Annotated in this window: 6 protein-coding genes; 3 read left to right on the forward strand and 3 right to left on the reverse strand. The window is 73.9% G+C overall.

Features of this window, described 5'->3' with window-relative positions; genetic code table 11:
* The first annotated feature begins 18 nt into the window (after positions 1-18).
* Genes OZ948_09800 through OZ948_09810 form a run of 3 tightly spaced genes read left to right on the forward strand, consistent with a single transcriptional unit; the run spans position 19 to position 8,185 of the window.
* A complete protein-coding gene (locus OZ948_09800; protein MEB2345025.1) occupies positions 19-1,725 on the forward strand; it encodes an ABC transporter transmembrane domain-containing protein in 1,707 nt (568 codons plus the stop codon).
* Positions 1,722-5,105, forward strand: coding sequence for a hypothetical protein (locus OZ948_09805; protein MEB2345026.1), 3,384 nt, complete (start codon positions 1,722-1,724; stop codon positions 5,103-5,105). The genes OZ948_09800 and OZ948_09805 overlap by 4 nt, the downstream gene beginning before the upstream one ends.
* Positions 5,102-8,185 (forward strand): discoidin domain-containing protein, encoded by a 3,084-nt coding sequence (locus tag OZ948_09810; protein MEB2345027.1) that lies wholly within the window; start codon positions 5,102-5,104, stop codon positions 8,183-8,185. The genes OZ948_09805 and OZ948_09810 overlap by 4 nt, the downstream gene beginning before the upstream one ends.
* 3 nt (positions 8,186-8,188) lie before the next feature.
* On the opposite strand, the gene OZ948_09815 is transcribed toward OZ948_09810, so the two are convergent.
* The 3 genes from OZ948_09815 to OZ948_09825 form a co-directional block, all read right to left on the reverse strand.
* Complete coding sequence (locus tag OZ948_09815; GenBank protein ID MEB2345028.1) at positions 8,189-9,178, reverse strand: hypothetical protein; 990 nt, start codon at positions 9,176-9,178, stop codon at positions 8,189-8,191.
* A gap of 176 nt (positions 9,179-9,354) precedes the next feature.
* Positions 9,355-10,776, reverse strand: a complete 1,422-nt coding sequence (locus tag OZ948_09820; protein MEB2345029.1) for an efflux transporter outer membrane subunit — start codon at positions 10,774-10,776, stop codon at positions 9,355-9,357.
* Positions 10,773-13,946 carry a multidrug efflux RND transporter permease subunit gene (locus OZ948_09825; GenBank protein ID MEB2345030.1) on the reverse strand — a complete coding sequence of 1,058 codons (3,174 nt, stop codon included), beginning with the start codon at positions 13,944-13,946 and terminating at the stop codon, positions 10,773-10,775. The genes OZ948_09820 and OZ948_09825 overlap by 4 nt, the downstream gene beginning before the upstream one ends.
* Positions 13,947-13,948 lie beyond the last annotated feature (2 nt).

A 13,948-nucleotide genomic window follows, 5' to 3' on the forward strand; every position in this document is an offset into this window, starting at 1 on the left:
TCGCCGGGGAAGGGGACGATGGAAGGCCGCCGGATCCCGCTCGATCGACTCACCTGGCAGCGCTGGCGCCGCGCGACCTGGAGGTTCGTCAGGTCGGAGGTCGGGGGGCGGGCCCGGGCCCTGTTCCTGGCGCTCCTCGCGCTGTTGGTCGCGATCAACGGCCTGAACGTGGTGAACAGCTACGTCGGCCGCGACTTCATGACCGCGATCGAGGCGCGCAGCAAGTCGGGCTTCCTGTTCGAGGCCCTGCTCTACGTCGGCGTCTTCGCGGCGTCCACGGTGGCCGCGGTGATCTACAGCTTCTGCGAGCAGCGGCTGGGCCTGCTGTGGCGCGCCTGGCTCACGCGGGGGCTGATCGAGCGCTACCTGCACGACGACACCTACTACTGGCTGCGCGAGCACGACGAGCTTCCGAATCCGGACCAGCGGATCGCCGAGGACGTCCGGACCTTCACGGCCACCACGCTCTCGCTCCTGCTGATCCTGCTCAACGCGACCTTCACGATCGTCGCCTTCTCCGGCGTCCTGTGGTCGATCAGCCCGCTGCTCTTCGGCACGGCGGTGGCGTACGCCGCGCTCGGCTCGGGGCTCACGGTCCTGTTCGGGAGGCCCCTGATCTGGCTCAACTACCAGCAGTCCGACCGCGAGGCGGACCTGCGCGCGAGCCTCGTCCACGTGCGCGAGAACGCCGAGTCGGTGGCGCTCCTGCACCGCGAGGGCCGGCTCGGCGCGCGCCTGGGGAAGCGGGTCGACGCGCTGGTCGCCAACACGAGGCGGATCATCGCGGTGAACCGCAACCTCGGCTTCTTCACGACGGGCTACAACTACCTGATCCAGATCATCCCGGTCCTGATCGTGGCGCCGCTCTTCATCGGGGGACACGTCGAGTTCGGGGTGATCACCCAGTCCTCGATGGCCTTCTCGACCCTGATCGGCGCCTTCTCGCTGATCGTCACGCAGTTCCAGCAGATCTCGTCGTACGCCGTCGTGCTGGCGCGCCTCGGGGTCTTCGCCGAGAGCGTCGAGGAGGTGGCCGCCGACGGCGCCCGGGGCATCGTGCACGACGACGGCGGGGACGGGATCGCCTGGCAGGAGCTCACGCTGCGCTCGCCGCACGACGGGACGGTGCTGCTCGCCGGGCTGTCGGCCTCGGTGCGCTCCGGCACCCGCGTGCTCGTCACGGGGCCGAACGAGGCCGCGCGCTTCGCCCTGTTCCGGGCGACGGCCAGGCTCTGGAACGCGGGCGAGGGGCGCATCGTGCGGCCGCCGCCGGGCACGATCCTGTTCGTGCCCGAGCGGCCCTATCTGCCGCCGGGAACCCTGCGCGAGGCGCTGGTGCAGACCGGGCAGGAGCAGGCGATCTCCGACGCGCGCATCGCCGAGGTGCTGCGGGCGCTCGGGGTCGACGGGGTGTTCGCCCGGAGCGGAGGGCTCGACGCCGAGCAGGACTGGGACGACCTGCTGTCGCTCGGCGAGCAGCAGCTCCTCGGCTTCGCGAGGATCGTGCTGGCGAAGCCGCGCTTCGCGGTCCTCGATCGCCCCGCGACCCTGCTGCCGCGCGAGCTCGTGGAGCGTACCTGCGCGCTGCTCGCGGAGTCGGCGATCACCGTCGTCACCTTCGAGCGCGACGCGGCGCTCGCCGCGCACCACGATGCCCAGCTCGAGATCGGCGAGGGCGGCCGCTGGGTCTGGCGGCCCCTCGCCCAGGCGAGCCGCAGCGCATGAGCACGCCCGGCCCGGTCCGGATCGCGAGCCCCTCCGGGCTCGTGGCGGAGGTCCACGCGAACGGCTCGCTCCGGCGCATCGACCACCGCGACGTGATCGTGAACCTGTTCCCCGGCAACGCGCTCGAGGGCGGGCCCGCGAACCTGTTCCTGCGCCGCCGGGACGAGGCCGGTGCCTGGACGCCGCTCCTCGGGCCCCGCAGCCCCGGCCGGGTCCGGCTCGACGAGCGCGGGCTCGAGGTCACGGGCGAGTGGTCGGGCCTGCGCTTCCGGGTGGCGCTCGTGCTCGCCGGGTCGGCGCCGGCCTGGTTCTGGCACGTGGCGCTCGAGAACGCGGGAGCCACGGTGGCGACGATCGACCTCGTGCACGTGCAGGATCTGGCGCTCGCGGACTACGGGGCCGTGCGGCTCAACGAGTACTACGTGAGCCAGTACGTCGACTACACGCCGCTCGACCACCCCGGGCACGGCGTGGTCCTGGCGGTGCGGCAGAACCTCGCGATCGGGGGGCGCCACCCCTGGCTCGTGACCGGCTCGCTGGCCCGGGCGGCGAGCTTCTGCACGGACGCGATCCAGCTCCACGGTCTCTCGACCCGCGCAGGGGACGCGCCGGCAGCTCTCGCCGGCGCCGGCCTTCCGGGCGTGCGCCACCAGCACGAGCACTCGCTCGCGGGGATCCAGGACGAGCCGCTGCGCCTCGCCCCCGGCGCGCGCGCGACGCTCGGCTTCTTCGCCTGGCTCGAGCCGGACCACCCGGACGCGAGCTCGGCCGGCGATCTCGCGTTCGCCGACCGCGCGCTGGCGCTCCCGGAGGCCGCGCCCCCCGGCGAGCGCACGGCACCCTCCGCCGCGCCACCCGCCGTCACCCTCTTCAGCGAGCAGCCCGTGCTCGCGGTGCACGACCTCGAGCCTGCCGCGCTCGCCGCCCGTTGCGGGAGCGAGCGCCGTGCGGTCGAGGAGGACGGCGGCCGCCTGCTGTCGTTCTTCACGGGCGGCGGCGCGCACGTCGTCCTGCCGGCCAAGGAGCGCGCGAGCCTGCGCCCGCACGGGCAGATCCTGCGCACCGGCGAGCGGCTCGAGCCCGACGAGGCCTCGCTCACGACCACGGTCTGGATGGGCGGCGTCTTCCACTCCATGGTGACGCAGGGCCACGTCAGCATCGGACGCCTGCTCTCGACGACCCACTCGTACCTCGGCCTGTTCCGCTCGCACGGACAACGGATCTTCGTCGACGCGGGCGAGGGCTGGCGGCTGCTCGGGGTGCCGTCGGCCTTCGCGATGACCCCGAGCAGCGCCACCTGGTGGTACCAGCACGCGGCGGGCCTGCTCGAGGTCCGGAGCTGGGCGCCGACCGACCGCCACGAGCTGTGGCTGGCCGCACGCGTCCTGGCGGGATCCCCCTGCCGCTTCCTGGTCTCCCACCACCTCGCGGTGAACGGCGACGACGGCGCCGACGCCGTCGCCGCGCGCTGGACGCGCGACGCGCAGGGCGTGGCGATCGCCCTGCTGCCGGACACGGACCTCGGCCGCCGTTTCCCTGGTGGTGGCTTCCGCATCGACCCGACACCGGACACGCCGATCGATCGCATCGGCGGCGACGAGCTGCTCTTCGCCGACGGCCGCTCGCGTGGACAGCCCTTCCTCACGCTGGTGACGGCGCCGGCCGCGTCCCTGGCCCTGCGCATCACCGGGCAGCTCGTGATGCCGGTGCCGCCCGGAGCGGTCGAGGAGCGCCACGCGGCCGACGCGGCGCAGGCCGGGCGCTTCTGGCGCGACCTGACGGGCGGGCTCACGCTCGAGGCGCCGGCGCCCGCCGAGAGCGAGCGGCTCGAAGCCGTCCTGCCCTGGCTCGCGCACGACGCGTGGATCCACCACCTGGCTCCCCGTGGCCTCGAGCAGTACTCGGGCGGGGGCTGGGGCACGCGCGACGTGTGCCAGGGGCCCGTCGAGCTGCTGCTCGGGCTCGGGCGCGTGGAGCCGGTGCGCGCGCTGCTCCGCACCGTCTTCCGCAACCAGGACCCGGACGGCGACTGGCCGCAGTGGTTCATGTTCTTCGAGCGCGAGCGCTCGATCCGCCCCGGGGACTCGCACGGCGACATCGTCTTCTGGCCGCTCCTGGCGCTCGCCAGGTACCTGCTGGCCTCGGAGGACGCGGCGCTGCTCGACGAGGAGCTGCCCTTCTTCCACCCGGAGGGGGAGGCCCGCGCCGAGCGCGCGACCCTGCTCGGCCACGTCGAGCGCGCGCTCGCGCTGATCGAGCGGCGCGTGATCCCGGGCACGCGGCTCGCGGCCTACGGTCACGGCGACTGGAACGACTCGCTCCAGCCGGCCGATCCCGCGCTCGCCGAGCAGCTCTGCAGCGCCTGGACGGTGACGCTCCACCACCAGACCCTCGCCACCCTCGCCGAGGCGCTGCGCAGCGTGGACCGGAGTGCGCTCGCCGCCCCGCTCGAGGCCTCCCTCGGCCCGATCCGCGACGACTTCCAGCGGCTCCTGGTCGCGGACGGGGTCGTCGCCGGCTTCGCGCGCTTCCGCCCCGACGGGGCCGTCGAGCACTGGATCCACCCGCGCGACCGGGAGGGCGACGTCCACTACAGCCTGCTCCCGATGGTCCACGCGATCCTGGCCGGGCTCTTCACCCCCGAGCAGGCAGCCCGACACGGAGCGGTGATCCGCCGCCACCTGCTCGCCGCCGACGGCGCGCGGCTCTTCGACCGGCCGTTCCCGTACCGGGGCGGCACCCAGCGCCGCTTCCAGCGCGCCGAGACCAGCACCTTCTTCGGCCGCGAGATCGGCATCATGTACACGCATGCGCACCTGCGCTACGCGGAGGCGATGGCGCACCTGGGCGACGCCGAGGCCTTCCACCTCGCGCTGCGTCAGGCCCTGTCCGCCGGCCTGCGCGAGGTCGTGCCGAGCGCGCGGCTGCGCCAGGCCAACTGCTACACGTCGAGCTCGGACGCGGACTTCCCCGATCGCTACGCCGCCTCGGCGGGCTACGACGCGGTCCGGACCGGCGCCGTGGCCGTCGAAGGGGGCTGGCGGGTGTACTCGAGCGGCGCCGGGATCGCGGTGAGCCTGCTCCGCCAGCGCCTCCTCGGCCTGCGCCTGCGGCGCTCCGGGGTGGTCTTCGATCCCGTACTCGCGCGGGCGCTCGACGGGCTGTGCGCGGGCGTCGAGCTCTTCGGGCAGTCCGTGCGCGTGCGCTATCAGGTGGGCGCGCGCGGCTACGGGCCGGTGCGGCTCACCTGGAACGGATCTCCACTTCGCTTCGCACGGGAAGCCAATCCCTACCGCGAGGGCGGCGCCGTCGTCGCCGCCGAGGAGCTGCGCGAGCGCCTGCGGAGCGGAGCCGGCGAGCTCACGATCGAGCTCGGATGACGGACGCGCTCCTCGACGACTTCCGCGACGTCTCCGCGTGGAGCGCCGTGGCCTCGGGCGAGGCGCAGCTCGCGATCACGAGCGGCGCGGGCCCGGACGGCGGCGCGGCGATGCGCCTCGACTACGACTTCCGCGGCGGCGGCGGCTTCGTCGTGGCACGCAGGAGCCTTCCGCTCGCGCTGCCGAGCGCGTGGGCGCTCGCCCTGCGCGTGCGCGGCGCCGCGCCGGCCAACAAGCTCGAGATCAAGCTCGCCGATCCCAGCAACCGCAACGTCTGGTGGTGGCACCGGGACGCCTTCGAGCTCCCCGCCGAGTGGACGCCGCTGCGCATCCGCAGCAGCGAGGTCGCGTTTGCCTGGGGACCTGCGGGCGGGGGGGTGCTGCGCGAGCTCGGCGCGCTCGAGATCGCGATCGCCGCCGGGCCGGGCGGCCGCGGATCGCTCTGGATCGCCGACCTGCGCTTCGAGGACCGCTCGCTCGCCGGGCCGCCGCGCGCGACGGCTTCGAGTGCCGCACCCGGCCGCGATCCGGAGTGCGCGCTCGCCGCCGGGGGAAGCGGCTGGCGCAGCGCGCCCGGCGCCGGCGGCACGCAGTGGCTCGCGCTCGACTTCGGCCGCGAGCACGAGTACGGCGGGCTCGTGGTGGACTGGGCCGAGGAGGGTGCCCCGCGTGCCTTCGAGGTGCAGGCGTCCGGCGACGGCGCCTCCTGGGCGACGCTCTGGTCGGCGCGCCAGGCGGAGGGCGAGCGCAGCTACGTGTACCTGCCGGGCGGCTCCTCGCGCCATCTGCGGCTCCACCTGCTCGAGCCCGCCGCGGGCGCCGGCGGCTTCGCGATCCGCTCCCTCGAGGTGCAGCCCTTCGAGTTCTCCCGCTCGCTCGCCGAGTTCTTCCATGCCGTCGCGGCCCGCGAGCCGCGCGGCCGGCATCCGCGCTGGCTGCACCGCGAGCAGTCGTACTGGACGCCGGCCGGGGTCGCCGGCGGGACGACGGCGGCGATCCTGAACGAGGAGGGCCTGCTCGAGCCCGACCGCGGCAGCTTCACGCTCGAGCCCTTCCTGTTCGCCGGGGGCACGCTCGGCACCTGGGCGGACGCGGCGATCGACCTCACCCTGGCGCGGGGCTGGCTGCCGATCCCGTCGGTGACCTGGCGCTGGCGCGGCTGGTCGCTCGAGACGACGGCCTTCGCGGTGGCGGAAGCCTCCGGCGCCGCGGCGCGCGTGCGCTACCGGCTCGTGAACGAGGCGGCGGACACGCCGCGGGTGCGGCTCTTCGTGGCGCTGCGACCGTTCCAGGTCTCGCCGCCCTGGCAGTCGTTCCAGGGGATCGGCGGGACGGCGCCGATCCGCACGCTCGCGTGGCGCGACGGGGCCGTCGAGGTGGACGGCATCGCGCGCGTGTGGCCGCTCGGGACACCCACGGGCTTCGGCGCCGCGGCCTTCGAGCAGGGCGGCGTCCTGCGCGCGCTCGCGCGCGGCGAGCTGCCCGCGCGCGCGGAGGTCGCCGACCCCTTCGCGCACGCCTCCGGCGCGCTGCTCTTCGAGCTCGAGCTCGCGCCGGGCGCGGCGGGCGAGATCGAGCTCGCGGTGCCCTTCGTCGAGCGCGAGCCGCTCGGGCCGGTGGCGCTCGGGTCGGAGCCCGCCGGCACGCTGCGGGAGGTCACGGAGGCCTGGGGCGAGGCCCTCGGGCGCGTCCGGATCGCGCTGGCCGCCGACGCGGGCTGCGTGGACGCGCTGCGCACCGCCGCCGGCCACGTGCTGGCGGTGCGCGACGGCCCGGCGCTCCAGCCCGGCCCGCGCCGCTACACCCGCTCGTGGATCCGCGACGGCGCCACCATGTCGGCTGCGCTGCTGCGGATCGGCTGCGCCGGCCCGGTGCGCGACTTCCTCGCGTGGTACGCGCCGCACCAGGCCGCGGACGGCAACGTCCCCTGCGCGGTGGACCGCAGCGGTCCCGACTGGCTGCCCGAGCACGACAGCCACGGCCAGCTCGTGTTCACGCTCGTCGAGTACGCCCGCTTCACCGGCGATCTCGCGTTCGCGCGCCGCCTGTGGCCTGCGGCGCAGCGGGCGGTCGCCTACCTCGAGGGGCTGCGGGCGCAGCGCTGCACGCCGGAGTACCGGGCGCCCGAGCAGCGGGCCCGCTTCGGGATCCTGCCGGAGTCCGCGAGCCACGAGGGCTATCTCGCGCAGCCGGTCCACTCCTACTGGGACGACTTCTGGGCCCTGCGCGGGATCGGTGACGCGGCCGACCTCGCGCGCGCGCTCGGCGAGGAGGCGGAAGCCCTCCGGCTCGCAGCGCTGCGCGATGCGCTGCACGCGTCGCTCTACGCCTCGATCGAGGCGACGATCGAGGAGCGCGGCCTCGCCTACGTCCCCGGCTCGGTCGAATGGGCCGACTTCGACCCGGCCGCCACGGCCACCGCGCTCACGACCACCGACGCCGCCGAGCGCCTGCCGCCGGGCGTGCTGGCCGCCACCTACGACGAGTACCTGGCCGGCCTGCGCCGCCGGCGCCGCGGCGAGATCGAGTGGAACAACTACAGCGCCTACGAGATCCGCATCCTGGGGGCGCTCGTCCGGCTCGGCCGGCGCGCCGACGCGCACGAGCTGCTCGCCTTCTTCCTCGGCGACCGCCGCCCCCGCGCCTGGAACCAGTGGCCCGAGATCTCCTGGCGCGACCCGAGAAGCCCCGGCCACCTGGGCGACGTCCCCCATGCCTGGATCGGCGCCGAGTACGTGCTGGCCCTGCTCGCGATGTTCGCCTACGAGCGCCCCGCGGACGGCGCGCTGGTCGTCGCCGCCGGCGTCTCGGACGCCTGGCTCGACGCCGGCGAGGTGGCGGTTGCGGGCCTGCCCACCTGGTGGGGATCCCTGTCCTACACGCTGCGGCGGAGCGGGCCGGGCGCCCTGCGCCTCGAGCTCGGCCCCGGCCTGCGCCCACCGCCGGGCGGCATCGTGGTGCGGCCGCCGCTCGCGCGCCCGCTCGCGCGCGTCACCGTGGACGGCGCGCCGGTCCCGGACGTTGGCGGAGACACGCTCACCCTGCGGCGCACGCCGGCGATCGTCTCGATGGAGTCGTGAGCGCTACGCCTGCTCGCCACGCGCCTCGGGAAGCTGGTCGCGGATGCGCTCCCAGGCGATCGCCGGGAGCACCTCGTCGACCACCTCGAGCGCGCTCTGCACCGCGCGGCTCGCCTGCTCGACCGAGCGCACCCCACCCGCCATCGCCTCCTGGAGCGTCCGGGTCTCCTTGCCGACCGCGGCCTCGACCTGGGCCAGCAGCCAGTCGCTGTCGCGCCGCAGGAGCGCGACGAAGTCGCGCACGAGCCGGCCCCGGATGCCGGCCGCCACGCCCTCGAGCACGCACGCCTCCCACAAGGGCGAGCCGCGCTCGGGATAGTCGCCGCCCCACCCCTTCACGACGCCCTGGAGGCTTTCGGCCGTGCGCGCGAACCCCTCGCCGAGGAACGCCCTGCGCACGTCGGCCAGGCGCCGCCGGCGCGCGCTCTCGATCTCGTCGGGCGTGGCCGACGCCGGGGGGCGGCTCGGGTCGGGCCAGGTCCGTCCCTTCTCCCCGAGCAGCGCCACCACGCGCGCCACCGCGAGCTCACCGGCCTCCGCTCGCAGCCGCTCCGCGATCGCATGGCGAGCGCGCGGCACGAGCTCGTGCGAGCCCTTGCCGGCCGCCCCCATCACCTCGAGCTCCCCGAGCAGCGTCTGGATCGCGTCGAGGTCGCTCCCGGAGAGCCCCGTGCCGAGCTCCCCGTGCATCCGCTCGATGTCCTCGCGCATCGCGCGATGCGCGGCCTCGACGCGCTGCGCCCGCTCCGCGGCGAGCTCCTCGGCGCTCCGCTTGCGCGCGGTGGGGGACGCCAGGCTCGTGGCGCCCCCCGCCCGGCGCTGCTCCTCGATGCGCTCGTTCAGGCCCCGGATCGCGGCCTCGAAGTCGGCTTCGACCCGGGCAAAGCCGCTCTGCGGCCCGGGGGCGGCTGCCGGCTCGGGTTTCGCTCGGAACAGCCGGCCGAGGGAGTCGAGGAAGCCGAGACCTCCTCCCTGTGCTTCCGGGGTGGGCATGGGCTCTCCTTCCGATCCGCCGACACGGGTGGGACGCTATCGGCGGCGCGTCATCGGGCCGTGTAGCCGCGGCTGGTCCGGCTCGGAACGAACGGGGAATGGGTTCTCGTCATCGCGGTCCTCGCTTTCTCGGGGAGGAGCGGACCAGGCGTCCAAGCCCGGTCCGCCGGGGAGACTCAGGGCGCGAGCGGCTGGGGGATGGTCGGCGCGGGGGGCGCTTCCTGCCAGCCCCCGCCGAGCGCGCGATAGAGGGCCACCACCGCGTTCAGCTCGTCGCGCTGGGTGCGCGCGAGGTCGAGCTCGGCAGGGAAGAGCTGCTGCTGCGCGTCGAGCACCTCGAGGTAGGTGGCGAGCCCGCCGACGTAGCGGATCCGCGCGATGCGCAGCGATTCGCCGAGAGCCTCGACCGCGCGCCCCTGCTCGACGCGCATCTGGGCGAGCTTCTCGCGCGCCGTCAGCGCGTTCGAGACGTCCTGCAGGGCGACCAGCACCGACTGCTGGTAGTCGTGGAGCGCCGCCTGCGCGCCCGCCTCGCTCGCGCGCCAGCCGTACCAGGTGCGGCCGAAGGTGAAGAGCGGGCCGACGGCGCTGCCGACGAGCGTCCAGAAGCTCGGGCCCGAGAGCGCCGAGTCGAGCTCGCCGCTCGTGCGGCCGGCCACCGCGGTGAGTCCGATGCGGGGGAAGAACCCGGCGAAGGCCTCGCCGATGCGTGCCGTCTCCGCGTGCAGGACCTCTTCGGCCTCGATCACGTCCGGCCGGCGCTCGAGGAGCTGCGACGGGATCCCGGGCGGGACCTCGGGCGGGAGCTCCTGCGCCGTCAGCACCGCGCCGCGCTCGATCTCGCCGGCGGGGCGGCCGAGCAGCACCGACAGCTCGTTCTCCTTGGCGACGATCCGCCGCTCGAGGTCGGGGAGCGACGCCGCGGCCTGCGCCAGCGCCGCCTCGCCGCGCAGGTAGTCGAGCTTGGAGGTGACGCCGCCGCGGAACTGGCGCTCGAAGAGGTCACGGGTCTCCCGGAACGACTCGACGGTCCGGCGCGTGATCGCGAGCTCGAGGTCGAGCTCGCGCAGCTCGAAATAGGCCTGTGCGACGCCGGTCACGAGGGAGAGGACGATGCCGCGCCGGAACGCCTCGCTGGCGAGCATCTCGGAGCGCGCGGCCTCGGTGGCGCGCCGGATGCGGCCCCACACGTCGAGCTCCCAGGCTGCGTTCAGCACGCCCAGGTAGAGGCTCTCGGTGCCGGTGTCGGGCGTCGGCGAGCCGAAGGTCGCGTCGTGCTCGCGATGGACGTCGAGCTCGTAGCCGGCGTCGGGAAACAGCTCGCCGCGCTGCACGGCGGCGAGGCCGCGCGCCTGCTCGACCCGCGAGGCGGCGGCCAGCAGGTCGCGATTGTTCGCGAGCGCCTCCTCGACGTGCGCGCGCAGCACGGGATCGCGGAACACCTCGAACCACGGCAGGTCCGCGATCGAGGCCGGGTCCTCGGCGCTCGCGCGGTAGGCGGCAGGCGCCACCCCCTCGGGACGGCGGTAGCGCGGGCCGACGGCGCAGCCGGCGAGCGCCACGGCGAGCAGCGCCGCGAGCGCGCCGCGCGGCGTCACGGGTGCCCTCCGCCGGGCGGCGTGGCATCGCCTGCCGGCGGCGCGGGCGCCGGGGCGGGCGCACGGCTCCGGCCCGCGAGCCGCTCGACGACGTAGAACGACACCGGGATCAGGAAGATCGCGAGCAGCGACGCGGCCAGCATCCCGCCGATCACCGTCGTTCCGATCAGCTTGCGCGCCTCCGCCCCCGAGCCCGAGGAGAGGGCGAGCGGGACCACGCCCAGGATGAAGGCGAAGGCGGTCATCAGGATCGGGCGCAGGCGCAGCCGCGCGCCGGCCAGCGCGGCCTCGGCGGCGCTCTTGCCCTGCTCGTGCTCGAGCTTCGCGAACTCGACGATCAGGATCGCGTTCTTCGCGGCGAGCCCGATCAGGGCGACCAGGCCGATCTGCGCGAACAGGCTGTTCTCGAAGGCGCGCAGCCAGAGCGCCAGGAAGGCGCCGAAGACCGCGATCGGGATCCCGAGCAGGACGCTGAAGGGCAGCGACCAGCTCTCGTACTGGGCGGCCAGGATCAGGAACACGACCAGCAGCGAGAGCGCGAAGATGGCGCCGGCCGAGATGCCCTCCTGGGCCACCTTCTCCTGGAACGACATGCCGTTGTAGTCGAAGCCCATCTCGCGGGGCATGGTCTCCGCGAAGACCTGCTCGAGCGCCCGCATCACCTGCGCGGAGCTGAAGCCCGCGTTCGCGGTCACGTTGATCTGCGCGGCCCGGTACTGGTTGAAGCGCATCGTGAACTCGGGCCCCGCGGTCGGCTTCATCTCGACCAGCGCCGAGAGCGGCACGCTCTCGCCCGCGTCGTTCAGCACGCGGAACTGGCCGACGTCCTCGGCGCGCGTGCGGAACTCGCCCTCGGCCTGCACGTAGACCTGCCAGGTGCGGCCGAAGCGGTTGAAGTAGTTGACGAAGTAGCCGCCCATGAAGGCCTGGAGGGTCTGGAACACGTCTGCGATCGCGACGCCCTGCTTGAGCGTCTTGTCGCGGTCCACGTCGGCGAAGAGCTGGGGCACGTCGGCGACGAAGACCGTGGTCGCCGACGCGATCTCGGGGCGCTTGCGGGCCTCCGCGAGGAAGCGCTGGGTCTGGGCGGCCAGGAACGCGGGGGTCCCGCCCGAGCGGTCCTCGAGCATGAAGGTGACGCCGCCGGCGGTGCCGACGCCGGCGATCGCCGGCGGCGGGAACGCGAAGGCGATCGCCTCGGGGAGCTTCCCGAGCTCGCGGTTGATGTGGGCCTTGATGGCCGCGTACTGCTCGTCCGGCGCGGTGCGCTCGCCCCACTCGTCGAAGGTGACGAAGAAGAAGGCGTTGTAGGTCGCGTACACCGTCGAGAGCAGGCTGAAGCCGACGACGGTGTTGTAGCTGTGGACGCCCGGGGTCTCGGCGAGGATCCGTTCGATCTGCTGGCACACCACGTCGGTGCGCTGGAGCGACGCCGCGTTCGGGAGCTGGACGGCGAGGTAGAGGTAGCCCTGGTCCTCCTCGGGCAGGAAGCCGCTCGGGAGGCGCGAGCCCACGAGCCCGGTGAGCACCGTCACGCCCAGCAGCAGCAGCATGGCGCGCGCGGACTTGCGGATCAGGACGCTGCACCCGTGCACGTAGCCGTCGGTGACGCGGCCGAAGACGCGGTTGAACCAGCGGAAGAAGGCGCCGAGCGGGCCGCGCGCCTCCTTGCGGGGCTTCAGGAGCAGCGCCGCCAGCGCCGGCGAGAGGGTCAGGGCGTTGAAGGCCGAGAGCAGCACCGAGATCGAGATCGTCACCGCGAACTGCTGGTACATCCGGCCGGTGATGCCGGGCACGAAGGCGGTGGGAAGGAACACGGCCGTGAGGATCAGGGCGATCGCGACGACGGGGCCCGACACCTCGGACATCGCCTTCAAGGTGGCGTCGCGCGGCGAGAGCCCGTGCTCGATGTGGTGCTCGACGGCCTCCACCACCACGATCGCGTCGTCCACCACGATGCCGATCGCGAGCACCAGGGCGAGCAGCGAGATCGTGTTGATCGAGAAGCCGAAGAGCGGGAAGAAGACGAAGGTGCCGATCAGCGAGACCGGCACCGCGAGCAGCGGGATCAGGGTGGCGCGCCAGCCCTGCAGGAACACGAACACCACCAGGATCACCAGCACGATCGCCTCCCAGAGCGTGTGCAGGATCTCCGTGATGCCTTCGCTCACCGCGAGCGTGGTGTCGAGCGAGACCTCGTAGTCGAGGTCGGCCGGGAAGCGCTGCTTCAGCTCCTCCATCAGCGCCCGCGCCTCGCGGATCGACTGCAGGGCGTTGGAACCGGGCTTCTGGTAGATGGCGACGATCGCCGCCGGCTTGCCGTTCAGGCGGCCGGTCACGTTGTAGGACTGGGCGCCGAGCTCGATGCGGGCCACGTCGCGCACGCGGATCACCGAGCCGTCCGGCATCGCGCGCACCACGATGTCGCCGAACTCCTCCGCGTCGACGAGGCGGCCCTGCGCGCGCACCGTGTAGGTGAACTCCTGGCCCGGGGGCACCGGCTCGCTGCCGACCTGGCCGGCCGGGTTCACCCGGTTCTGCTGCTGGATCGCCGAGACGATCTCGGGCACCGTGATGCCGCGCTGGGCGAGCACGTCGGGCCGGACCCACATGCGCATCGCGTACTGGCCGGCCCCGAAGATCGAGACCTGGCCCACGCCGTACACGCGCGACATCGGGTCGTTCACGTTGATGTACGCGTAGTTCGCGAGGAACTCGGCGTCGAAGGTGCCGTTCGGCGAGTAGAGCGAGAAGAGCGCGAGCGGGCTCGTGGTCGACTTCTTGATCGTGACCCCGTAGCTGCGCACGTCCTCGGGGAGCTGCGACTCCGCCTGCGACTGGCGCATCTGGGAGAGCACCTGGTCGATGTTGGGATCGGTGCCGACCTCGAAGTAGACGTAGAGCGTGCTGTTCCCGGCGTTGGTGTTCACCGAGTACATGTAGATCGAGTCGTCGACGCCGCTCATCTGCTGCTCGATGGGCGTCGCCACCGCCTGCTCGGCGGTGAGCGCGTCGGCGCCGACGTAGGTGGTCGCGAGCTGGATCGCGGGCGGCGCGATGTCGGGGAACTGCGCGATCGGGAGCTGCACGATGGCGACGAGACCGAGCAGCACGGTCAGGATCGAGATCACGATCGCGACGATCGGGCGCCGGACGAAGAACGACGACACCC

The organism is Deltaproteobacteria bacterium (assembly GCA_035063765.1).
In the GTDB taxonomy this organism is placed as follows: Bacteria; Myxococcota_A; UBA9160; order UBA9160; family PR03; genus CAADGG01.

Bases quoted from the DNA above. Each gene is read 5' to 3' on its own strand.
- OZ948_09800 (MEB2345025.1), top strand. From the start codon at position 19: ATGGAAGGCCGCCGGATCCCGCTCGATCGACTCACCTGGCAGCGCTGG.
- OZ948_09805 (MEB2345026.1), top strand. From the start codon at position 1,722: ATGAGCACGCCCGGCCCGGTCCGGATCGCGAGCCCCTCCGGGCTCGTG.
- OZ948_09810 (MEB2345027.1), top strand. From the start codon at position 5,102: ATGACGGACGCGCTCCTCGACGACTTCCGCGACGTCTCCGCGTGGAGC.
- OZ948_09815 (MEB2345028.1), bottom strand. From the start codon at position 9,178: ATGCCCACCCCGGAAGCACAGGGAGGAGGTCTCGGCTTCCTCGACTCC.